We start from the raw sequence: 22214 nt of genomic DNA, 5'->3' as shown, positions 1-22214 counted from the left end.
GGCGTTTCGGGTCAGAACCCGAAACGCCACTCACGACCACGGTGACCGATCACTTCCTAGAACCAGCGTTCGAGCACCTGCGCGACACCGTCCTCCGAGTTCGGCGCGGTGATCTCGTCGGCGACGTCCAGCACAGAGCGGTGCCCGTTGGCCATCGCGACGCCGTGCCCGGCCCAGCCGAGCATCTCGACGTCGTTCGGCATGTCCCCGAACGCGATCACGCGTTCGGGCGGGACATCCAGCCGCTCGGCGACCTCGGCCAGCCCGGTCGCCTTCGTGATGCCGTGCGCGGCGACCTCGATCAGGCCGGTGTTGGTCGAGTAGGTGATGTCGACCGAGCCGTCGAGCACCTCGCGTGCCGCCCGCGCCATCTCGTCGGAGTTCATCCCGCGCCTGCTGATCAGCAGTTTGATCGCCGGATGCCCGAGCACCTCGGCCCGCGGCGCCTCCGTGCCCTCGTGGTTGCCCCACGGATTGTGGTAGTCCGGCTCGATCACGAAGTTGCGCATCTCGGGGTCGAGCGCGGACTCGCCGACCCGCTCCGCGGCGAACCGGCAGCCGGGGAGAGCGTGATCAAGAGCACTCACCGTGTCGTGCAGCAGCTGCGGTTCCAGCAGGCCGTGGACCGCCGCGATCCGGTCCGTCCCGATCTCGTACAGCACCGCGCCGTTCGCGCAGACCGCGTACCCGGTGAGGCCCAGCGGGTTCGCGATCGGCGCGATCCAGCGCGGCGGACGGCCGCTGGCCAGCACGAACGGCACTTCGGCCGCGGCGACGCGCCGGACGACGTCGATCGTGCGTTCGGACAGGACCTCCAACGGGCCGAGCAGGGTGCCGTCGACATCGGAGGCGATCAAGAGAGGCTTTTCCACCGGCACATCATCCCCGAAGATCCGCCCATCGGGCGAAGTGTCGGTCTGGACCAGTACCTCCGCCTTCCTCCCCTCCGCCACCCTCGACGGAGGAGCTTCGCTCCGCTGTTACTTTCGCGGTGTGCGCGTAGGCATCGTGATCCTTCCGGAAGATCGTTGGTGGGCGGCCGAGCCGAAATGGCGGGCCGCCGAGGAATACGGCTTCGACCACGCTTGGACGTACGACCACCTCGGCTGGCGGAATCTCGTCGACGGCCCGTGGTTCAGTGCGATGCCGACGTTGACGGCGGCCGCGATGGTGACGTCGCGGATCAGACTGGGCACCTTCGTCGCCTCACCGGTCGCGCGGCACCCCGTGCCGTTCACCCGCGAGCTGACCACCCTCGACGACATCTCCGACGGCCGCTTCATCCTCGGCGCGGGCGCCGGGGTCACGAACACCAGCTACGACGCCGTCGTCCTCGACGGCCCCGAACTGTCGGTCAAACAGCGCACGGACCGCTTCGCCGAGTTCGTCGAGGCGCTCGACGGGCTGCTGATGACCGACGGCTTCGACTTCGAGGGCGAGTACTACCGGGCCAAGGGCGCGCGGAACCAGCCGGGCTGCGTGCAGCGGCCGCGGCTGCCGTTCCTGGTGGCCGCGAACGGTCCGCGCACGATGACGCTCGCCGCGCGGTTCGGCGCGGGCTGGGCCACCACCGGCATCAAGGCGGACACCCAGGACGAGTGGTGGAAGGGCGTCGCGGAACTCGTGAAGATTTTCGACGAGCGGCTCGACGTCGTGGGCAGGGACAAGGCGAGCGTGCAGCGGTTCCTGAGCCTCGACTCGGCGCCGGTCTTCTCGCTCTCCAGCGTGGGCGCGTTCACCGACGCCGCCGGGCGGGCCGGGGAGCTCGGATTCACCGACATCGTCACCCACTGGCCGCGGTCCGGGGACCACTACGTCGGCCGTGAGTCGACTCTCGAAGAGGTCGCGAGCGACGTACTCCCGGTACTGCAGGGAAGAACTTCTTAGGCCGATCGGGTGACGTTGGCGGGTCGGGTAAACCACTTCCGCCTAATGGTCGTCTGACAGACAAGTACTGCGAGTGGGCGCGGCCGGCGACGGCTGCCCCTCATGGGTCACCCCGGGGGTGAATGGGGGACTGAGGCTCGCGTGGTCGCGGCAGGGGCAGTCCGCGACCACGCGAGCCTTTATCTTTTCCGCCCCGGCACCGGTCCGGATGTCATGAAAGGGTCGTTCAGGACAAAAGATGTCCTGAACGACCCTTTCGTGACATTCGTGAAGGGCAGCCGTCAGCGGGTCAGTGTGTAGATCGAAGCCCCCGCGTTGGAGAAGTCCTTCCGCAGGAAGCCCAGCCCGTCCAGATCCCGCAGCCCCGGCGCCGGCGGCTCGCCGATCTTGATCGGCGTGCTCCCGATCAGCACGTGCTTGATGTTCAGCCGCCGCACCGCGGCCCGCACCTCGGGGTCGGTGTCGTACTCCCGGAAGTGCAGCGCCAGGTACTTCGCGTCCGGCGGCGGCACGCCCGGGTCGTAGTGCCCGGCGACCGGGTGGATACCGGTGATCGCGTACAGCCAGGCCGTCCCGTCGAAGCGCTCGTTGAGCACCTTCTCGTCCGGTCCGATGTTCATCTTGGCCAGCTCGTTCATCGCGGCGAGCTCGTCGGCGCCGACCGGCGGCGTGACCTCGCCCTCGGGCCCGTTGTAGTACAGGAACGACACCGCGTGCGCGTTCGACTCGGTGTAGAAACCCTTGGTCAGCACGGCCGAAGCGGCCACGACGAACACGGCGGTCGCCAGGCCCAGCCGGGCGGGCAGCGCGGGACGGCTCTTCACCCACGAGCGCCCGCTCGCCCATTTCGCGAACCAGCGCTGCAGCTCCGCCATCCCGTGCCCGGCCAGCAGGCACAGCGGGATCGCGGCGAGCGCCATCAGGCGGTACCGGTCGTTCCACCACGGCCGCGAGAGCGAGATCACCCACGGTTCGGCGCCGAACGACGCGACCAGCACGAACAGCGCCGAAAAACCGATCGCCGAAAGACCCACCCAGCGCATCCGGCCGAGCCGGAACAGGCTGAGCACGCCGATCACCAGCAGTACCGTCAGCCACACCTGCGGGGCGCTCAGCACCTGCCGGAAAGTCACCAGCAGCCCGAGCGACTTCACGACCGGCAGGTCGGAGCCCCACGCGTAATAAGGGTATGAACCCGAAGTGAATTTCAGGGCGCCGAGAATATGCGGGGCCGCGAGCAACCCGCTGCCCACCATCACCGGCACCATCTTGACGACGTCGCCGCCGATCACCCGCCGGCCGCCACGGCCTTCGGGCACCCCGTCGAGCGGTTTGTGCCGCAGCGCGCGGTACCAGCGCTGCACCACCAGCGGGAAGGCGAACAGCAGCGCGCCGAACAGCGCCGACGAGTGCGCGGCCAGCAGCCCGACCGCGGTCAGCGCGAGCACGTAGCCGGTGTCGAGGCCGGGCCGCGCGAGGAACCGGGCCAGCGCGACGACGGCCAGCGGCGTCAGCACGATCCCCAGCGCGAACGGCAGCAGCCCGCTGGACACCGACTCGTACGCGCCGGTGGTGGCCGCCGCGGCCACCAGCGCCGTGCAGCCCGCGAACACCGCCCGCCCGCCGAGCTGGCGGATCAGCGCGACCATCGACAGCGCGAAGACGCCGGCCACCGGCATCGTGATGGCGTTCAGCGTGACCGGGATCGTCGTACCCGAGATCGAGTACACGAGCGAGCCGACCAGGTGATACGCGTTCGGATAGAACGAGCCGTCCGGGTACCAGTTGATGGTGCCCATGCCGGTCAGGGAGCCGTCGCCGGTCTCGGCGATGTAGCGGATGCCGTTCGCGTGGAACACGGTGTCCCAGCGCTGGAACACCGCCGTCGTCCCGCCGCGGGCCGAGAGCACCACGAGGATCGAGATCCCCACGGCCAGCGCGACGCAGGCCGCGACGGCGTAGTGCGCGCGCGGGTGCCACTTCTTCGGCGGCTCCTCGGCGCCCGGCTTGATCCAGCCGCGGCTCTGTCCCAGCTTGCGCAGGCTGAAGCCGATCCCGGCGAGCACGGCCGTGACGGCCGCCACGGTCAGGGGGTTGTACGACACGCCCGCGAGTGCCAGCCACGGACCGGCCAGTCCGGTTACCGTGTAGGACAGCAGCGGAGCCAGCCCCGCCAGGGCCCAGCCACGCAGGCCGGCGGCCCGGCCGACGAGCCCGCCGGGGACCGCGAGGACGGCCAGGTAGGTGAGGGTCGCACCGAAATACGACCAGAAGGTGTCCGGAGTAGGCACTGCTTCCTAAATGTGTCTGTCGAAGGTGAAAACCGGTGCTCGCTGCAGGGCACGGAGTCGACGTGCGTACCCTCGACGCCCGTGAGCGCGCACACGAACCCCGACAAGATTACTGAAGCCGATTTCACCGGCTACGACCTCATCGTGGTCGGGTCCGGATTCTTCGGGCTGACCGTCGCCGAACGGGCCGCGGCCGAGCTCGGCAAGAAGGTCCTCGTGCTGGAACGGCGTCACCACATCGGTGGCAACGCCTACTCCGAGGCCGAGCCCGAGACCGGGATCGAGGTGCACCGTTACGGTGCGCACCTGTTCCACACCTCCAACAAGCGTGTGTGGGAGTACGTCAACCGCTTCACCGAGTTCACGAACTACCAGCACCGCGTGTTCGGCAAGTACCAGGGTCAGGTCTACCCGCTGCCGATGAACCTGGCGCTGATCAACCAGTTCTTCGGCAAGTCGCACACGCCGGACGAGGCCCGCGAGCTGATCGCCAAGCAGGCGTCGGAGTTCGAGACCGCGAACGCGCAGAACCTCGAAGAGAAGGCGATCTCGCTGATCGGCCGTCCGCTCTACGAGGCGTTCATCCGCGGCTACACGGCCAAGCAGTGGGAGAACGACCCGAAGAACCTCGGCGCCGACATCATCACCCGGCTCCCGGTCCGCTACACCTTCGACAACCGCTACTTCAACGACACCTACGAGGGTCTGCCGGTCAACGGCTACACCGCGTGGCTCGAGAAGATGGCGGAGCACGAGAACATCGAGGTGCGGCTGAACGTCGACTACTTCGACGTCCGCGAGCACATCCCCGCCGGCACCCCGACCGTCTACACCGGGCCGCTGGACCGCTACTTCGACTACTCCGCGGGCCGCTTCACCTGGCGCACCGTGGACTTCGAATCCGAGGTCGTCGAGACGGGTGACTTCCAGGGAGCCTCGGTCGTCAACTACAACGACGAAGAAGTGCCCTACACCCGGATCATCGAGTTCCGGCACTTCCACCCGGAGCGCAAGCACTACCCGAACGACAAGACGGTCGTGTTCCGCGAGTACTCCCGCTTCGCCGGCGAGGCCGACGAGCCGTACTACCCGATCAACACCCCGGAGAACCGCGAGAAGCTCGAGGCCTACCGCGAGCTGGCGAGGGCCGAGGCCAAGAACAAGAACGTGCTGTTCGGCGGCCGTCTCGGTACCTACAAGTACCTCGACATGCACATGGCCATCGGCTCGGCGCTGTCCGTGTTCGACAACAAGATCGCGCCGCACCTGACCGATGGCGCGCCTCTGGACGGGTCCCTCGATGCTTGAGAGGGGCGCTCCCACCGGCGAGGTGGCTGTTCTCGCTAAGGCTCAGGGCGTCCTGAAGAGCGACGTCACGGTGAAGGCGGCACGCGGTCTTTCGCACTTCGGCGAGCACAGTGCGGGATGGTTCGCGCTGGGGCTCGTCGGGGCGGCGGTCGACAAGAAGCGCCGCAAGGACTGGCTGGTCGCGGCGGCGGGCGTCGTCGGCGCGCACGCCGCGTCCATCGCGGTGAAACGCGTGGTCAGGCGGCCCCGCCCGGACCACCCGAGCGTGGAGGTCCTGGTCTCCACGCCGAGCAAGCTGAGCTTCCCGTCCTCGCACGCGACCTCGACTACGGCGGCGGCGGTGCTCTACTCCGGATTGACCGGGCGTAACCTGGTCCCGGCCCTGGTACCGCCGATGCTGGCCTCCCGGCTCGTGCTCGGCGTCCATTACCCGACCGACGTTCTGGCCGGAGCGGCCCTAGGGGGCGTAGTCGGCGGCCTGATACGTAGGAAGCTGAAGCGACGATGAGTGAAACGACCGAGAAGGCCGATTCCAAGCCTGACGACGTAGAACCCGTGGCCGCGACAGAGGCCGCCGAACCGAAGAAGGTCGCCGGCGGTCTCGTCGGCGGCATCATCAAGACGGCACGCCCGCGCCAGTGGGTGAAGAACGTGCTGGTGTTCGCCGCACCGTTCTTCGCCTTTTCGAAGTCGACGGACCGGACCGGCCTGCTGATCGCCGCGCTGATCGCCTTCGCGGCGTTCTCGCTGGTGGCCTCCTCGGTCTATCTCATCAACGACGCGATCGACGTCGAGGCGGACAAGGCCCACCCGACCAAGCGGAACCGGCCGATCGCGGCCGGGATCGTGCCGGTGCCGGTGGCCTTCGTCGCGGCGGGCGTGTTCTTCGCCGCCGGTCTCGGCATCTCGTTCTTCGCCAGCTGGCAGCTCGCGGTCGTGCTGGCGGTCTACGAGGCCGTCCAGCTCGGCTACTGCTTCGGGCTCAAGCACCAGCCCGTGGTCGACCTGGCCATCGTCGGCTCGGGCTTCCTGATGCGGTCGATCGCCGGTGGTGTCGCCGCGGGTATCGCGCTTTCGCAGTGGTTCCTGCTGGTCACCGCGTTCGGCTCGCTGTTCATGGTGGCGGGCAAGCGCTACGCCGAGATCATGCTCTTCGAACGCACAGGGGCGAAGATCCGGTCTTCGCTCAAGAAGTACTCGGCGAGCTACCTGCGGTTCGTCTGGGCGACGTCCGCGGCGATCCTGATCATGTCGTACTGCCTGTGGGCGTTCGAGATCCGCCAGGTCGAGCACGACTCGGTCTGGGCGGTCGTCTCGATGGTCCCGTTCGTGGTCGCCGTCCTGCGCTACGCCGTCGACGTCGACGGCGGCAACGCGGGCGAGCCGGAGGAGATCGCGCTCAAGGACCGCGTGCTCCAGGTGCTCGGCGCGAGCTGGGTCATCACGCTGTTCCTGTCGTTCTATCTCTGATCGACAGCTCGGACACAGCGCATCCACAGGATGCGCACGCATCCTCGGTGATGGGGGTGGGCACACAGCCCGCCCCCATCGACTTGAGGAGCGAAGAGATGAGCGACCCGCAGCGGCCGTCCGATGACGAGGACAAGACGGTCGAGCAGCCCTCCGTGGCGGACGAGAACCCGAAGAAGCCCGCCGAGGCTTCGGCCGCGCCTCCGCCGGTGCAGCAGGTCCCGCCCCGGAAGGGCGGATTCCGCCGGTTCGCCGGGCATCGTGCGACGCAGCTGGTCGCGGTCGGCGCCCTCGGCTTCCTCCTCGGCGGCGGCATCATCGGCACCGCCGTCGGCCTGGCCTCCCGCGACGGTGATCGGCGGCCCGGTATCTCCCGCGAACACCGAGGTCCGGGCGGTCCCGGCATGCACAGGGACTTCCGTGACGGCCATGGCGACCGCGGCCGGCGTGACGAGTCCCATGGCGGGTAGATAACGGAATCATCACGCCGCCGTGTACGGTGTCCGTGATGCGAAGCGCCTCCGCCGATCTGCCCCAGGCTCCCGGTGCGCTGCCGGGAGCCGCCGTCCTTACCCGCACCTGGGTGCTCCCGGCCGGGGCGGCGGTTGCTTCGGCTCTGGTGTTCGTGCTGGTCAGCGGGCATTTGATCGACGACACGTACATCACGCTCTCGTACGCGAAGAACCTCGCCTTCCACGGCCACTGGGGCCTGATCGAAGAAGGCACCGCCAACACCGCGACGTCGCCGCTGAACGTCCTCGTGCTGGCGCTCGTCACCTTCATCGTGCGGGACGCCGTCTTCGCCGCGGGGGTCGTCTTCGTCGCGAGCCAGGTGGCGCTCGTCCTCGGCCTGCGCCGGATCGGCGCCGCGACCGGTCTCTCCGGCTGGTTCGCCCCGCTGGTGCTGGGCATGCTGCTGGTGAATCCGCTGCTGCTGTCGTCGGTCGGGCTGGAAGTCGCCCTCGGCGCGACCGCCGTCGTCTGGTCGATGGTGTTCCTGCACGAACGCCGTCCCGCCGCCGCGGGCGCGGTGATCGGCCTGATCGCGCTGATCCGGATCGACCTGCTGCTGATCGCCTTCGTCCTGTTCCTCGGGCGCCGTGAATTCTGGGTGGGCATCTGGCGGATGACGTTCGCCGCGCTGGGGGTGATGCTGCCGTGGTTCCTGTTCAGCTGGCTGGTGCTGGGTTCGGCGGTGCCGGACACGCTGGTCATCAAGATCATGCAGCGCTCGTGGGGGCCGTTCAGTTTCACCAACGGCCCGCTGCTGTACCTGCGCAACTTCCCGCTGGCGGCGACTCTTTCCTTCCTGCCGCTCGTGATCGGCGCGCTCGCCGGTCTACTGTGGACATTCCACTTCCGGCGCGGTTCGGAGCGGGGGAAGCGGCTGCTGCCGTTCGCCACGCTCGCCATCGCCGGTGCGGCGCATTACCTGGCCTATTGCTGGCTGAACGTCCCGCCATACCACTGGTATTACGCGCCCAGCATCATCGGCGCGACGGTCTTCCTCGCCGCCGGAGCCTGCGCTCTGCCCGGCCGGGCGCGGCTCGGCGCGGGGATCCTCGCGGGCGCGTTCGTCCTCGTGAGCGCCGTCGCCTACGCGGCTCCTGAGCTGCCGCGCCGGTTCGCGCCCATCACCAGCAACCACGCCGCGTCCGACGAGTACCGCGCGATCGGCGCGCAACTGGGTGAACTGACCAAGGGGCGCAAGGTGGAGAGCGCGGGCGAGGTCGGCGCGCTCGCGTACTCCTGCGATTGCGACATCGTCGACCAGTTCTCCGACCGCGGCTCCGTCGACCCGGCGATCGTCGAGACGAAGAACCGCAGCAGCGATCTGGGCAAGGCCCTGCTGGCGGCGAATTTCCGGTTCTTCGACCACAGCGTCCCGCCCGCGACCCCGGATCTCGTGCTGGCCACCACCCGCAAGGCGCCGCCGCCGAACGCGCTGGCGACCTGGACGATCAGCTCGCCCTGGATGGGCACCCAAAGCCTGTACCTCCTCCCGGCCCGATGACCTCCCGCATTTCGTCCTCTGAATGCGGTAGTTGGCATCGCGAACTACCGCATTCAGAGGACGAAATGCGAGGGGTCAGCGGCGGGAACGGGCCCGGTCGGCTTTCGTGACGGCCAGCATGTCGCGCTGGTAGACCACGGACCCGTCGGCGAAGACGAACTGAAGCACCGGCCGCGCCGGGAAACTCCGCCCCAGGTAGAGCGCGGACACCGAACGCACCACTCCCGGCGGCATCTCCTCGAAGGTCCGGAACGGCTGGGCGGGATCCTCGCCCTCCAGCATCCGCGCCGGGTACACGACGGCCAGCCGCCGGTCGGACAGCGTCAGCCGCGCCTCGCCCTTCCCGCCGGCGAGGTGGTCCGCGAGCCGCGCGGCGGTCTGGTCCGCGGTCCGCGCGACGGCCCAGTAGGCGATCGTCGGGTCGTCGGTCCAGTCGGCTTCGAGGACCTCGGGCGCGGGCAGCGGCCACCGCGGTTTCCCGGTCACCGCGGGGGTTTCCCGCGACGGCGAATAGGGCAGCGTGAGCTTGCCGTCGAGCACCAGGCCGACGTACCCGTGCGCGGGCGGGCAGCCGATGATCAGGCGCTCGCCGGGCGCGAGCCAGAACTGGTGCAGTTCCCGTTCGACGATCTCGTCGACGGTCTTCGCGGTCAGTGGCGTGTTCTCCATCAGCTCACCGTCACCGAGTACAGCCAGGCGAACTGCCGGGGATCGTCGCAGTCGAAAAGGAAATCCATCCCAGATCCGTCCACAAAGGACGCGCGAAGACACGGGCGCCGCTTCTTGCCGTGCTCGGCGACCGCGAAACCGGCGATCCGGTCGCGGGGGATCTCGGCACACGGCACCATCTCGTGCCGCGCGATCGGGACGCCCTCGGCGTTCTCGCCGTAGGTCTTCGTGGTCATGATCGCCGCGATGTCCTTGCCGAACCCGATCGCCTTCGACATGAACGACTTCTTCGAGGGCTTCTCCGGAGCGACGAACTTCTCCAGCACCAGCAGCCGCGCGCTGGTCAGCGCCCAAAGCCGCGAAAGCGAGCCGCTGGTGGGCAGCTCCCGCACCGCCGCGTGCGCGAGGCCGCCCCGTTCGCCGAGCACGACGACCTGCGGCGATGGCGGATTCGACTTGCCGCCGTCGTCACCCCCGCCCAGCGCCGCGCCGACCACGTCGCCCGCGAAGTTCGCCGCGCCGGAGCCGATCTTGCCCAGCACGCTCTTCTTCGGCACACCCCAGGGATCGAGGCCGCGCACGTCGTAGTTCACCGTCCGGCCGTACGCGGCCCACAGCAACCGTTCGCCCGGGTGCAGCGAAGGCAGGGCCTGCGACGCGGCCCCGAGCGGGTAGCCGAGATTCATTCTTCGATCGTGAACCCTCTGTCGGTCGCCGCGCGGCGCTCTTCCTCGGACGACGTGTCCTGTGACTCGTGGTAGCCCGCCTTGACGCCCTGCTCGACGCCCAGTTCGGCCAGGTTACCGGCACTGCCGCGGAAGGCGGCCTTGCCGACGCTGGTCGTGCCGCTCATGCCCATCGCCCGCAACCCGGCCTCGGTGAGGTTCGTGGTGAGCGCGTCCGAGCCCTCGCCGCCGACGCCGTAGCGGTCCGCGAACCTGTTGGCCGTCTTGGAGGCGCCGGTCGCCGGGTTGGCCTTCGTGACGATCTTGGCCAGCGGGTTCTTGTCGATCTGGTCGGCGAGCCGCTTCTGCAGCCAGTTGCCGTCGCGCAGCCCTTCGGTGCGCTCGACGACCTTCTTCAGCGGCCCGTTGCGGAGCGCCTTCAGGATGTCTTCGAGCTTGTCGATCAACGGCTTGAGCTTGCCGAGCAGCTGCTTGACCTTCATCCCGAGCCGTCCGCCGGTCACCGCGACCTGACCGGCCGTGGCCGCGCCCGCCGCGCCGACCGAGGCGCCCGCCGTGATCTACGAGGCGGCCAGCGCGGCCAGCCACTCGATGATCAGGCCCATCACCAGTTCCTGGATGATGTCGATGACGATCTCGACGAACGCGTCGAACAGGTCGGCCGCGATCTCCAGGATCTGCCGCAACCCGCGGACGTCGTTCGCGAACGCCTTGGCGCCGCCCGAGAACTCGGTCATCTGGCCGCGGAACGCGTCGCCCGCCTGGCCTTTCCAAGCCTCCTTGGTGCCATCGGCGCGCTTCTGCTCGTGCTCGGCGACGCCGTCGAGCCACTTCGCCGTCTGCTCCCAGCCCTTGGCGGTGCTGCGCATCTGCTCGGGGTCACCGATCGCGGGCTCCAGCACCAGCTCGACCAGCGGGCTGATCGCGATCCCGATCAGGAAACCCAGCCCGTTGTCCACAAAGGACTGCCCGGGGCTCGTCACGAGCTGGAGTTGTTCCATCCGAGCGTGCACCGTCGCGATCGCGACGTCCGGCGGGCTGCTCGCCCTGGCGACCTCCGAGGAGGTGCTGATCCACGAACTGCCGTAGCCACCGTTCTGCTCCCAGAACCCCTTGCGGCCGGAGTCGCCGGCGCTGTTGAGGTCGCTCAGGCTGCCGGGGCCGCTGCCGCCGTCGTCCAGCCCGGCGCCGAGGCCGGTGATGACCTCGGCGGTGCCCTGGTTGTGGTCGAGATAGGTCTTCGCCGCGGTGGTGGTCTTGTCGGCGATCTGGTCCATGAAGGACTTCGCCTGCTCGGCGAGGTCCTGGCACTCCTGCAGCCCCTCGAAGTACTTGAAGGCCATCAGTTCGCCGAGCGGGCCGAAGCAGTCGTCCGAGACCCTGGCCTGCTCCAGCAGGCCGGCGAGGCTGCCGAAATTCCCCGAGGCCTCTTTGGACCCCGTCGCGTGCGCGGTGAGCGCTTCCGTCTGTACGCCGAAGCCGGTCAAAACGAGTCCCTCCGCAGGATCGGGCCGCCGAAGTCGTCATCGTCGGCGGGAGCGGGGCGTGTCGGACGAGACGTGCGGACGGGCTGCTGGAGGGCGGGCCCGGCGAGGGATTCCGCGGGCGGGGGAGCGCTGGGCCCGAGCGGTTCGACGTGGGCGTTGAACGCCTCTTTGAACTGGTCCGCGCGGTCGCCGAGGATCGGCTGGACGGTCTGCTGCATCGCGGCCGCCGCCTGCTGGGTCGCTTCTCTGACCGCGGTGAGGATCTCCTGCCGCAGCGCGGTGTGCGTGCGGTTCATCGCCTTGGGGGACAGCTGGAGTCCCAGCAGGGCGCCGGACGGGGCGACGGTCGCCGTCACCGAGCCGTCGGCGTTGCGCGCGGATCCGCGCAGCCCGGCGATCTTGTCCTTCAGTTCCGCGGCTTTGGCGGCCTGCTCCTGAAACGACCGGATGGCCGCGTCGAGCCTGGCTTCCTGGTCAGCCATCGATTCCTCTCAACCCGGGGACGGAGGGAGTCCGTGCCCGGGTGAGACGAATGGAGTAACGCGCTCGTTCCCTAGATCGGAAGTTTGCGGAAGATCGGCCGGGGGATGTGCCGCAGGGCCGACATGACCAGGCGGAACGGCGCGGGCGACCACACCAGTTCCTTGCCGGCGCGCGAGGCGGCGACCGCGGTCTCGGCGACCTGCTCGGCGTCCACCGTCAGCGGGGCGTCCTTGAGGCCCTCGGTCATCTTGGTCCGGACCTGGCCGGAGCGGACGACGGTGATCCGCACGCCGAACTCGGACAGGGCCTCGCCGAGGCCCAGGTAGAAGCCGTCGAAACCGGCCTTGGAGGAGCCGTAGACGAAGTTCGACCGGCGGACCCGCTCACCGGCGACCGACGACAGCGCGATGACCTTGCCGTGGCCCTGCTTCTTGAGCTTGTTCGACAGCGCGACACCCACCGAAACCGCGGCCGAGTAGTTCACGGTGGCCGCCTCGACGGCCTTCGCGTGGTCCTGCCACAGCTCTTCCTGGTCGCCGAGCAGGCCGAACGCCACGACGGTGACGTCGATGTCGCCACCCTCGAACGCCTTGTCCAGCACGGCGGGGTGGGTGTCCATGGCCTTGGCGTCGAAGTCCACAGTGGACACCTCGGCGCCCTTGTCCTTCAGGCGCTGCGCGGCCGCGTCGAGCCGCGGCGACTGGCGTCCGGCCAGCACGACCCGGAGGGGCTTCTCGGACAGGTACTTCTCCGCGATCGCGAGCGCGATGTCGGAGGTGCCGCCGAGCAGCAGCAGGGACTGGGGGTTGCCCACAGCGTCGATCACAGTTCCAACCTTCGGGACATGTCAGAGGCGAAAACGCCTTCGGGGTCAACGGAAGCGCGAACCTTGCGCCACTCTTCGAGCCGCGGGTACATCTTCGCGAAGTTCTCCGCCGAGGTGCGCGAGTCCTTCGCCGTGTACAGACGGCCGCCGAGCGCGAGCACGTCCTCGTCGAGTTCCTGGCAGAACCGGCTCAGCCCGTCCTTGATCGGGAAGTCGAGGCAGACCATCCAGCCGGGATGCGGGAACGACAGCGGCGCCGCGTTGCCCTCGCCCATCTGCTTGAACACGTTGAGGAACGACACGTGCCCGGAATCCGCGACCTTCTGGATGATCCGGCGCAGCGGCTCGTGCGCGTTCAGCGGCGTGCTGAACTGGTACTGCAGGAAACCCTTGGTGCCGTACGCGCGGTTCCACTCGCCGAACAGGTCGAGCGGGTGGTAGAAGGCGGTCAGGCTCTGGATCTGGTCGCGCGCGTTCTTCGCGGTCTTGCGGTAGTACAGCTCGCCGACCATGGAGAACGACAGCTTGTTCGCCAGCCCGTTCGGAAAGATGTCCGGCAGGGTCGCCAGGGTGCCCGGGTTGAACTTGAGCGGGTCGGCCCGCAGCTTGGGCGGCAGTTCGTCCAGCTTGGCGAGCGAGCCGCGCTGGAAGGCGGCGCGGCCGAGCTTCGCGCCACGGGAGATCGAGTCGAACCAGCCGGACGAGTACGTGTAGTTGGCCTCGGAGCCGTCGGTGACCAGCGCCAGGGTCTCGTCGAGGTTCGCCGTGCGCTGGATATCGGCCTTGAAGTAGGCCGTCTCGGTCTTCGTCATCCGGATCTTGGCGCGGACGATGATGCCGGTCAGGCCGATGCCCGCCACGGTCGCCCAGAACAGCTCCGCGTCGGGGCCGTCCGGCGTGATCGTGCGCACCTGCCCGTCGGCGGTGACCAGGTCCATCGACACCACGTGGTTGCCGAAGCTGCCCGCCGAGTGGTGGTTCTTGCCGTGGATGTCGTTGGCGATCGCGCCGCCGATGGTGACCTGGCGCGTCCCCGGCAGCACCGGCACCCACAGCCCGTAGGGCAGGCCCTCGCGCATCAGCTTGTCGAGGCTGACGCCCGCGTCGAGGTCGACGATGCCGGAATCCGGGGCGATCGAGTGGATGCGGTCCAGCGCGGTCATATCGACGACCAGGCCGCCCGCGTTCTGCGCCGGGTCGCCGTAGGACCGGCCGAGACCGCGCGCGATGACCCCGCGTTCCCCGGCCCGCGTCACCGCACGGGCGATGGCTTCCACATCGGGGGTGCTCAGGACGTCCGCGATACTCGGCGACGTCCTCGCCCAGCCCATGAGCGACTGCCGCTGTGTCTTGGGTGCTTGGGTCACGCCGACCAGGGTAACCACGCCGAACAATGCCCGGAACGTGACCCTGAAGTGCTCGCTTCTACACTTTGCGCATCAGCCCCAGCAGTTTATGAGGTAGAGCAGTGGTGGCGACCGACCCGAAAGCCGGCGTGACGGCAGCAGCGCCGTCCTCTCCTGGGCTGCTCGGGCAGCTCATCCGCTTCGGCCTCATCGGCGGCTTCTGCGCCCTGGTCGATTTCGGTGTCTACCAGGGGCTTCGCGCCCTCGGAATGGACGCGACGCCGTGGGTGGACATCGCCCGCGCGCTCAGCTTCATCGTGGGCACCACGACCGCCTTCTTCCTGAACCGCAAGTTCACCTTCGCCGGTGGACGCCAGGAGGGCGCGCGTCAGATCGGTAGCTTCGTACTCCTGTACGCCGTGACGTTCCTCGTCGCCGTCGGCGTCAACCGCACGATGCTGCACGTCCTGCCGGAGTCGGCCTGGAAGGCCACCTTCGGTTGGGTCGTTTCGCAGGCAACCGCGACCATGATCAATTTCGTCATGCTCAAGTGGGTCGTCTTCCGTGAGCCCCGCGCCATCGCCACCAGCAAAGAGGAGAACTGAGGATTCATGCCCGGTAAAGCCGCCGTCACCGGAGAGGCCCCGAGCGCCATGGTGAGCACTGTCGACGACACCCGCTTCGCGGAACGCACCCCGCAGGGCCGTCTCACCGCGCAGCGCGGGCTCTATGCCGGCCCGGCCCCCATCGTCAGCAAGGACCTCTACGCCGAACTCGAATGGGGCACCGCCGTGCGCGAGCGCGCGGGCATCTCCATCGAGCCGGCGTCGAAGGTGTCCGGCAACACGTATTTCGGCCGTTTCCCCGCGAGCTACTGGCAGCGCTGGACCGACGTGACCGAGGTCCAGGTCGAGGCCGTCGTCACCGGTGACGGCCAGCTGTCCGTCGGCGCCTCCGACATCGAGGGCGACTCGCGTGTGGTCGCGGCCGAAGTCGTCGCGGGTGCGAAGCAGCGGAAGGTGACGCTCACCGCGAAGCTCGACAAGTTCTATGACGGCGGCGCGCTCTGGCTCGACCTCGAGACCGAGGGCGGCCAGTCGCTGCGTGTCGAGAAGGTCCGCTGGACGGTCGAAGCGCCGGAGAAGATCCGCCCGACCGCGGTGACCATCTGCACGATGAACCGCGCCGACGACTGCCTGTCGAACCTGCAGGCGCTCGCCGCCGACGTCTCCTCGCTGGAGACGCTCGACGCGATCTACGTCGCCGACCAGGGCACCGACCTCGTCGAGTCGCGTGACGGCTTCGAGCAGGTCGCGAAGGACCTCGGCGACAAGCTGCACTACATCAAGCAGCCGAACCTCGGCGGCGCCGGCGGGTTCACCCGCGGCCTCTACGAGGTCGCCGGGCACACCGAGACCGAGCACGCGAACGTCCTGTTCATGGACGACGACGTGCTGCTGGAGCCGGATCTGGTGATCCGGATGACCGCGTTCTCCAACCGCACGGTCAATCCGGTCATCGTCGGCGGGCAGATGCTGAACCTGCTGCACCCGAACCAGCTGCACGTCGGCGCCGAATACGCCCGGCTGAACACGCTGGAGCCCGGCCAGCCGGTGCAGCACTCGCTCTCGACCGCCGACCTGCTCGGCGTCGACGAGGAGACCCTCAAGCCGAACCGCCAGGAACGCCGCCTCGACGCCGGGTACAACGGCTGGTGGTCGTGCCTGATCCCGTACGAGGTCGTCAAGGCCACGGGCTACCCGCTGCCCTTCTTCTTCCAGTGGGACGACGCGGAGTACAGCTACCGTGCCCGCGCGCACGGCTTCCCGACGGTCACCCTTCCGGGCGCCGGCGTCTGGCACGCCGACTTCCACTGGAAGGACTGGGACGAGTGGCATCGCTACTTCAACCTGCGGAACTCGATCATCACCGCCGCGCTGCACTCGCCGTTCAACCTGAACCTGCTTTCGCGCGTGCTCATCGCGCAGCTGGTCCGGTACCTGCTCGGCATGCAGTACGGCCTGTCCGCCACGCTGATCAAGGCCGTCGAGGACTTCCTCGAGGGGCCGGAGGTCCTGCGTGACGGCGGCGTCGCCGCGATGAAGGAGATCCGCCGGATCCGCGACGAGTACCCCGAGACCAAACGGCACAAGGCCACCGACGTCCCGGGTATCGCGTCGAACGACATCGGCATCATCAACAGCGCGCCGCGGCCCAGCATGCAGCGCCTGGTGCTGATCAAGCGGATCCTCGACCGGGTGCTCGGCCGCAGCCGCCACTCGCTCGGCGCGATCCCGATCGACGAGGCCCACTGGTGGCACGTCGCGACCTTCGACACCGCCGTCGTCACCGACGCTTCGCAGGAAGGCGTGCGGGTCCGCTCGTACGACCGCGCGAAGATGTTCGACCTGGCGCGCCGGGGCGCGAAGGTGATCCAGCGGCTCCGCAAGGAAGGCGCGGCGGTGCAGGAGCAGTACAAGCGCGCCATGCCCGAGCTGACCTCGCGGGACAACTGGAAGCGCCTCTACAAGCTGTAGCACCCGCTTCGCGCGGCTTCGATGTCCCCAATGTCGCATTAGAGACGCTCAGTGTCTCCAATGCGACATTGGGGACACTGCTATCTGGGGGCTAAAAGGGGAGCAAGGGACCTTTAGTAACGCTAGCTTTCCTAGCGGCGCTAGACTCGCAACAGGTCAAGTAAGGGTAGCCTTACTTTCATGACGGATCTGGTCGCTCGAGCCCACGCCCTCGCCGATGATCTCCTCTTCCCCGCAGCCACCGAAGTCGACCTCAAGGGCGAAGTGCCTTCAAGTCACTTCGACGCCCTCGCGGCCGAAGGCTTCTACGGCCTCGCGGCGCCCAAGGAAGCCGGCGGTCCGGGTGCAGAACTCCCGGAGATCGTCCAGGTTCTCGAGGCACTGGCGGGCGGCTGCCTCAGCACGATGTTCACCTGGATCCAGCACCACGGCCTGGTCACGGCACTGACCGGCGCCGTCGACACCGAACTGCGTGATCGCTACCTCCCGTCGCTGATCAGCGGGGAACTCAAGGCCGGCGCCGCGTTCGCCGCGGTGATCCCGACTCCGCCCAGGCTGCGTGCGGAACGCGTCGACGGCGGCTACCTCCTCGACGGCGAGGCCCCCTTCGTCAGCGGGTGGGGCGTCATCGACCTGCTTCAGCTTTGCGCCCGCGACGGCGACACCGTCATCGGCGCGATCATCGATCCGGTCGCGGGGGAGCGGCTGGAGGTCCAGCCGCTCGACCTCGTCGCGGCGCAGGGCACGTCCACCGTGCACCTCGGCTTCACCCGCTTCTTCCTCGCCGACGACCGCGTCTACGGGAAGACCCCGCACGCGGACTTCGTCGCGGGCAACACCTTCGCCTCCCGCCTCAACGGCTGCGCGCCGCTCGGCCTGGCCGCCCGCGCCGCTCGGCTCATCGAGGACCTCGGGAAGGCCGACGTCGCCGCCGGGATCCGGGCCGAGATCGACGTCGTCCGCGGCAGGCTCGACGCGGCGCTCGCCGACCCGCCGTCGCTGCCCGCGGCCAGGGCGGCGGGCGCGGAACTCGCGTTCCGGGCCGCGGGCGCGCTGGTCGCGGCCAACGGCAGCACGTCGGTACTCGTCGGACGACACCCCCAGCGGCTCGTCCGGGAAGCCGTCTTCCTGATGGTCGCCGCCAGCCGCCCGGAGATCAAAACCGGTCTGCTGGAGCTCTTCTCCCGGAGTTGACCGCCTGGGCGAAAGCGCGAGTGCGGCGCCGCCACGTGGTCTAGTGGAGGCCGAACACGCGAGTCTTGCGGTTCAGGTCGTCGATGTAGGCGGCGGCGACGTGGGAGAAGTTGATCGCCACCTCGGAATCGTCTCTCGTCCGGATCGTCTGTACCGCGCCGGTGCGGACGAAATGCGAGAGATCCTTGGTCAGCCGTTCGGTTTCGTCCGCCGTGAGCGCGAAGAGCAGCGGCTCGCCGCCGGCGGCGAGATGGAGGACGAGCGCGGGTTTCCGGTCTGTCATGAATCCATGGCACCAGCGTTGATCACGGCCGGGCAAGCGGGTTCGCTGCGGGCGTATCGGGTGCGTGGACTACGTTCATCCCGACGAACAAGACACCCGCGGGGGGAAATGGCGATGCCGCATTCGTTCTCGCTGTCGCTGGCGGCGGTGGACATCCTGCTCGAACACGGCCGGTTCGGTCCGGCGCCCGTCCCGTTCGAGGTCCCGCACATCGGCACGACGACCGATCAGCGCGCGATGGTGCGCGAGGCCGTCTTCCGCGACCTCGAAGGCCGCGGCATGATGCGCGGCGGCAGGCTCGACGCCGACGTCGAACTCGCGCTCGCCACGTTCGTCACCCCGCAGCTCGCGGTCTGGGCGGTCGCGCAGATGGACAAGGACAAGCAGCTGTTCGCGCGGGCGGCGACGAACGGGCAGTTCGCGGTGCTGGTGCGCCAGGACGAGAACCTGCTTGTGTTCGAGGAGACCCGGCCGACCGCGATCGTCGCGTCGATCGTCGATCTCCTGCCCCTCACCCCGGCGGGCCCCGGCCAGTCGGTCACCATCGCGAAGCCGGTGAGCGCGCCGAAGCGCCCCCGGAACGACGACGCGTACGACCCCTTCGCGCAGGTCAGCGGGCCCCGGTCCCACGGATCGAACCCGCAGCAGCGGCAGGTGGAACGGATCTTCGAGAAGCCGATGAAGCGAGTGGGCCAGTTCAGCGTGTTCATCCGCGGTGGCCAGGTCTTCCCGCCGTTGGCGTGGTTCGACACCGAAGCGGGCCGGTTCATGATGACTTCGCGCCAGGCGACCGACGGGCAAAGCTGGCTGACCTACGCTCCCGCGGACAACGCGAGGATCGCGCAGCAGCTGTACGCCCAGCTCGAAGGCCAGTTCTGAACCTTCGGGAACCGGCGTGACGCCCGTTTCGTCACAGTTCCGGCGGGATCTCCGGTGATCGGGGAATCACCGTTGCGCTGAGTGCCCGGCTAGTAGACTTCCGGGCGAACGCACGGGCGAGCAGACGATGCAGTGGGGCGGGCGATGGCTTTCGAAGCGGACGGCGGACAGGCGGCACCGGACTTCTCGATCGGCTCCGCCATGGGGGCGGCGGCCAAGTACGTGGAGGCGGGTGGCCTGAACCAGGCCGCGATCGCCAAGGTGAGCGCCGAGACCCAGAAGCTGGTTTCGGCCGCCAAGAGCGGCGGCTTCAAGATCACCGCCGAAGGCGTCAAGCCGCTGCGTGAGGCGCTCGCGAACATGTCGGAAGAGCTCAGCGCACTCGGTAACCGGACGACGCGGCTTTCCGAGGCACCCCAGCTCGGCGACCACCCGTACGGCAAGGCCGTCGCGGCCCACGACCACAAGGGCGCCGCGCAGGCGAGCAACTCCGCGAGCGCGGTGCTCGAACAGTTCAAGCAGGTCGTCCGGGACGCAGACGAAGCGCTGGCCAGGGCCGCGGGGCTGTACAAGGGTGTCGAAGACCGCGCGATCGACGCCACCAAGAAGATTCAGGCCTGAGGGACGATGAAGAAACTCTGCGTGCTGCCGCTCGCCGCGGCCGCCCTGGTGTTGGCCGCGTGCTCCAGCGAGAAGCCGGGGAGCGCGAGCCCGGCACCGTCGGCGCCGCCCGCCCAGACCGGTGGATCCAGTTCGGCGCCCGCCACCGGCGATGGTGACACCAAGTCGATCGATCCGTGCTCTCTGCTCAGCGCGGCCGACCTCTCGTCCTACGGGGCGTTCAAGGATCCGGTGACGCTGAACGAAGGCGGAGCCCGCGCCTGCCAGTTCTCCAAGGAGGCGGCGAGCGCCTCGGACAGCCTGACCGTCTCCGTCGACCTCCGGGACACGCAGAACATCGACAGCGTCAACGACGGCGGGAACGGCAAGACCACCGGGAACGTGAACGGGCGCAAAGCGGTGCTCGTGCCGAAACCGCCGTCCGGCTGCTTGATGGCACTCGAGCTCACCGCTTCGGCGCGGGCCGATGTCCTCGTGGACGCCACCGACCCGAAGCAGGCCTGTGAGGTCGCCGAGAAGGTCGCCGACACCGTCGAACCGAAGCTTCCGAAGGGCTAAGGGGGAACCAGGATGACCACCAAGACACCGAACCTGACCGAGCAGCAGGTCTCCGACCTTTCGCCGGCGGCTCGCGACGCGTACTTCCAGCAGAAGGCACAGGAGGGCGTCGACCCCAGTGACGGCTGGCTGTTCGGCGCGGTCAATCAGTTCATCGCCTCCGGCAGGGCCCACCAGCAGTCGCAGGAGGTCGGCGACAAGAATGTCGACCAGCTGACCAAGAACAAGGACGTCCAGTACGTCGAGGGCCTGGAGCCGTCGAACGCGGACTACCAGGGCTACGACCACGAGAAGCTCGAACAGTTCGTCAACAGCAATCTGAACGTCGAACAGGTCTCCGACGTCTCGACCGCCTACCACGAGATTCACAAGGCCTTCGACACCTTCGCGAAGACGATGGACCAAGCCGTCACCGCGTCGCAGGGCACCTGGGAAGGCGACGCGGCGGGCAACGCGCAGGGCTACTTCAAGAGCCTCAGCAAGTGGTCCGAGACGAACTCCCAGAACGCCAAGCTCGCGTCCGAGACGATCTACGACCAGGGCACCGCGGCGTCCACCGTGAAGAACACGATGCCCAAACCGATCCCCTTCAGCTGGAAGGAAGAGGTCGGGGGGTGGATGACGTCGAACCCGTTCAACCTCGGCGAGAACATCGACAAGTCCATCCAGAAGCAGAAGGACAGCCAGGAGGCGCACACCGAGGCGGCCTCCGCCATGCACAGCTACGACAAGGCGCTGTACGACGCCGCGTCGAAGCAGCCGGCCTTCGCCGAGCCGCCGAAGTTCGGCGAAGGCGGTGGCGAGGGGACAGGCAAGCCCGGCATCTACGAACTCCCGCCCGGGTCGAAAATGCCCTGGGACGAACAGCCTGGTGGCGGCAACACCTACATCCCGCCCGGCAGCGGCGGCGGGGGTAGCGGCGGCGGTGGAGGCGGTGGTGGCGGTTACGGCTCGCCCAACCTCCCCGGCCCCGGCAGCAGCACCGGCTCCGGCAGCATCCCGTCGGGGACGACGCCGTCCGGCTTCCAGAACGGGCCGGCGCCGATCAGCACTCCCGGCCCCAACAACAACACCGCGATGCCGGTGAGCCCCATGCCGATGGCGCCCATGATGGGTGGCGGCATGGGCGACTCGGACTACAACAGCCGCACCGGCCGTGGTGGAGGCGGAAGCGGGTTCGGTCCCGGCAGCGGTGCGGGCGGCTCCACGCCCGGCTCGGGCTCCGCGTCCGGCGCGGCCCGCCCCGGTGGTATCGGTGCCGCCGAAGCGGCGGCAGGCCGCGGTATGGGCGGTCTCGGCGGTGGCGCCGCCGGGCGCGGCGGACCGGGTATGGGTGGCGGCATGGGCGGCCGCGGTCAGCACGCGGACGGGGACGAGGACACCGAGCACCAGCGTCCGACGTATCTCGTCGAGGGTGACCCGGACGAGGTCTTCGGGACCGACATGCGCACCGCTCCGCCGGTCATCGGCGAGTAGACGTGACAGAAAGGCCCTTCCTCGCGCCACGCGCGAGGAAGGGCCTTTCTGCTGCCGACGGGTCACACGTTCGGCTGATTGTGCCGGAGTTTTCCGGCGAACGCGCCCCCCATGCGGTTTGATGGTGCGGAAATTGACCGATGGGACAAGTGGCCGGTGCGGCCGATCGGGGTTGTGACGGTGAAGTGCACCGACCGGT

The 22214-nt window shown here is 68.6% G+C and carries 23 protein-coding genes; 13 read left to right on the top strand and 10 right to left on the bottom strand.

Features of this window, described 5'->3' with window-relative positions; translation table 11 throughout:
• Positions 1-56: 56 nt before the first annotated feature.
• Complete coding sequence (locus tag AC069I_RS05025; protein ID WP_478224432.1) at positions 57-857, bottom strand: HAD family hydrolase; 801 nt, start codon at positions 855-857, stop codon at positions 57-59.
• A gap of 136 nt (positions 858-993) precedes the next feature.
• Between AC069I_RS05025 and AC069I_RS05020 the strand changes: the two genes are divergently transcribed.
• Entirely contained in the window at positions 994-1887 is an 894-nt protein-coding gene (locus tag AC069I_RS05020; protein ID WP_478223740.1) for an LLM class flavin-dependent oxidoreductase, read from the top strand.
• A gap of 281 nt (positions 1888-2168) precedes the next feature.
• Here the strand turns inward: AC069I_RS05020 and AC069I_RS05015 are convergent, their stop codons facing one another.
• A complete protein-coding gene (locus tag AC069I_RS05015; RefSeq protein WP_478264874.1) occupies positions 2169-4178 on the bottom strand; it encodes a DUF6541 family protein in 2010 nt (669 codons plus the stop codon).
• 81 nt (positions 4179-4259) lie between these two features.
• On the opposite strand from AC069I_RS05015, the gene glf reads away from it, so the two are divergent.
• The 5 genes from glf to AC069I_RS04990 all read left to right on the top strand — a co-directional run bounded on the left by glf (position 4260) and on the right by AC069I_RS04990 (position 8970).
• Positions 4260-5486, top strand: coding sequence for a UDP-galactopyranose mutase (gene glf, locus AC069I_RS05010; RefSeq protein ID WP_478264873.1), 1227 nt, complete (start codon positions 4260-4262; stop codon positions 5484-5486).
• Positions 5479-5994 (top strand): phosphatase PAP2 family protein, encoded by a 516-nt coding sequence (locus tag AC069I_RS05005; protein WP_478223738.1) that lies wholly within the window; start codon positions 5479-5481, stop codon positions 5992-5994. Before glf ends, AC069I_RS05005 begins: the two co-directional genes overlap by 8 nt.
• On the top strand, positions 5991-6956 hold the full coding sequence (locus AC069I_RS05000) for a decaprenyl-phosphate phosphoribosyltransferase (protein ID WP_478223737.1): 966 nt from the start codon (positions 5991-5993) through the stop codon (positions 6954-6956). The genes AC069I_RS05005 and AC069I_RS05000 overlap by 4 nt, the downstream gene beginning before the upstream one ends.
• A gap of 98 nt (positions 6957-7054) precedes the next feature.
• Entirely contained in the window at positions 7055-7426 is a 372-nt protein-coding gene (locus AC069I_RS04995) for a hypothetical protein (protein WP_478231190.1), read from the top strand.
• A 38-nt stretch (positions 7427-7464) separates the two neighbouring features.
• Positions 7465-8970, top strand: a complete 1506-nt coding sequence (locus AC069I_RS04990) for a hypothetical protein (RefSeq protein WP_478264872.1) — start codon at positions 7465-7467, stop codon at positions 8968-8970.
• Positions 8971-9045: 75 nt separating this feature from the next.
• On the opposite strand, the gene AC069I_RS04985 is transcribed toward AC069I_RS04990, so the two are convergent.
• The 7 genes from AC069I_RS04985 to AC069I_RS04955 all read right to left on the bottom strand — a co-directional run bounded on the left by AC069I_RS04985 (position 9046) and on the right by AC069I_RS04955 (position 14488).
• Positions 9046-9639 (bottom strand): hypothetical protein, encoded by a 594-nt coding sequence (locus tag AC069I_RS04985; RefSeq protein ID WP_478223734.1) that lies wholly within the window; start codon positions 9637-9639, stop codon positions 9046-9048.
• Entirely contained in the window at positions 9639-10325 is a 687-nt protein-coding gene (locus AC069I_RS04980; RefSeq protein WP_478223733.1) for a hypothetical protein, read from the bottom strand. Before AC069I_RS04980 ends, AC069I_RS04985 begins: the two co-directional genes overlap by 1 nt.
• Entirely contained in the window at positions 10322-10807 is a 486-nt protein-coding gene (locus AC069I_RS04975; RefSeq protein ID WP_478264871.1) for a hypothetical protein, read from the bottom strand. Before AC069I_RS04975 ends, AC069I_RS04980 begins: the two co-directional genes overlap by 4 nt.
• A gap of 78 nt (positions 10808-10885) precedes the next feature.
• Positions 10886-11812, bottom strand: coding sequence for a WXG100 family type VII secretion target (locus AC069I_RS04970; protein ID WP_478264870.1), 927 nt, complete (start codon positions 11810-11812; stop codon positions 10886-10888).
• Complete coding sequence (locus AC069I_RS04965; RefSeq protein WP_478223731.1) at positions 11809-12294, bottom strand: YbaB/EbfC family nucleoid-associated protein; 486 nt, start codon at positions 12292-12294, stop codon at positions 11809-11811. Before AC069I_RS04965 ends, AC069I_RS04970 begins: the two co-directional genes overlap by 4 nt.
• Before the next feature lie 71 nt (positions 12295-12365).
• Positions 12366-13121, bottom strand: coding sequence for an SDR family NAD(P)-dependent oxidoreductase (locus tag AC069I_RS04960; protein ID WP_340685883.1), 756 nt, complete (start codon positions 13119-13121; stop codon positions 12366-12368).
• The gene (locus tag AC069I_RS04955; RefSeq protein ID WP_478264869.1) at positions 13118-14488 is read right to left on the bottom strand and encodes an FAD-binding protein; all 1371 of its coding nucleotides are present in this window, start codon (positions 14486-14488) and stop codon (positions 13118-13120) included. Before AC069I_RS04955 ends, AC069I_RS04960 begins: the two co-directional genes overlap by 4 nt.
• Before the next feature lie 101 nt (positions 14489-14589).
• Here AC069I_RS04955 and AC069I_RS04950 point away from each other — a divergent pair, with 101 nt between their 5' ends.
• The 3 genes from AC069I_RS04950 (at position 14590) to AC069I_RS04940 (ending at position 18198) form a co-directional block, all read left to right on the top strand.
• Positions 14590-15072 (top strand): GtrA family protein, encoded by a 483-nt coding sequence (locus AC069I_RS04950; RefSeq protein ID WP_192747497.1) that lies wholly within the window; start codon positions 14590-14592, stop codon positions 15070-15072.
• A gap of 6 nt (positions 15073-15078) precedes the next feature.
• On the top strand, positions 15079-17004 hold the full coding sequence (locus AC069I_RS04945; RefSeq protein WP_478223728.1) for a glycosyltransferase: 1926 nt from the start codon (positions 15079-15081) through the stop codon (positions 17002-17004).
• A gap of 180 nt (positions 17005-17184) precedes the next feature.
• A complete protein-coding gene (locus tag AC069I_RS04940; RefSeq protein ID WP_478223727.1) occupies positions 17185-18198 on the top strand; it encodes an acyl-CoA dehydrogenase family protein in 1014 nt (337 codons plus the stop codon).
• A 40-nt stretch (positions 18199-18238) separates the two neighbouring features.
• Here AC069I_RS04940 and AC069I_RS04935 read toward each other — a convergent pair whose 3' ends face one another.
• Complete coding sequence (locus AC069I_RS04935) at positions 18239-18481, bottom strand: hypothetical protein (protein ID WP_478264868.1); 243 nt, start codon at positions 18479-18481, stop codon at positions 18239-18241.
• Between the two features lie 114 nt (positions 18482-18595).
• Between AC069I_RS04935 and AC069I_RS04930 the strand changes: the two genes are divergently transcribed.
• From AC069I_RS04930 to AC069I_RS04915, 4 genes are all read left to right on the top strand, one after another.
• Complete coding sequence (locus AC069I_RS04930) at positions 18596-19360, top strand: ESX secretion-associated protein EspG (RefSeq protein WP_340685877.1); 765 nt, start codon at positions 18596-18598, stop codon at positions 19358-19360.
• Between the two features lie 144 nt (positions 19361-19504).
• Positions 19505-19981, top strand: a complete 477-nt coding sequence (locus AC069I_RS04925; protein ID WP_340685876.1) for a hypothetical protein — start codon at positions 19505-19507, stop codon at positions 19979-19981.
• Positions 19982-19987: 6 nt separating this feature from the next.
• Positions 19988-20539, top strand: a complete 552-nt coding sequence (locus AC069I_RS04920) for a DUF3558 family protein (RefSeq protein WP_478264867.1) — start codon at positions 19988-19990, stop codon at positions 20537-20539.
• A gap of 12 nt (positions 20540-20551) precedes the next feature.
• Complete coding sequence (locus AC069I_RS04915; RefSeq protein WP_478223724.1) at positions 20552-22015, top strand: hypothetical protein; 1464 nt, start codon at positions 20552-20554, stop codon at positions 22013-22015.
• Positions 22016-22214: the final 199 nt, after the last annotated feature.

The sequence above is a fragment of the Amycolatopsis sp. NPDC043885 genome, from assembly GCF_056435685.1.
This window is presented reverse-complemented; position numbering and strand designations above follow the sequence as displayed.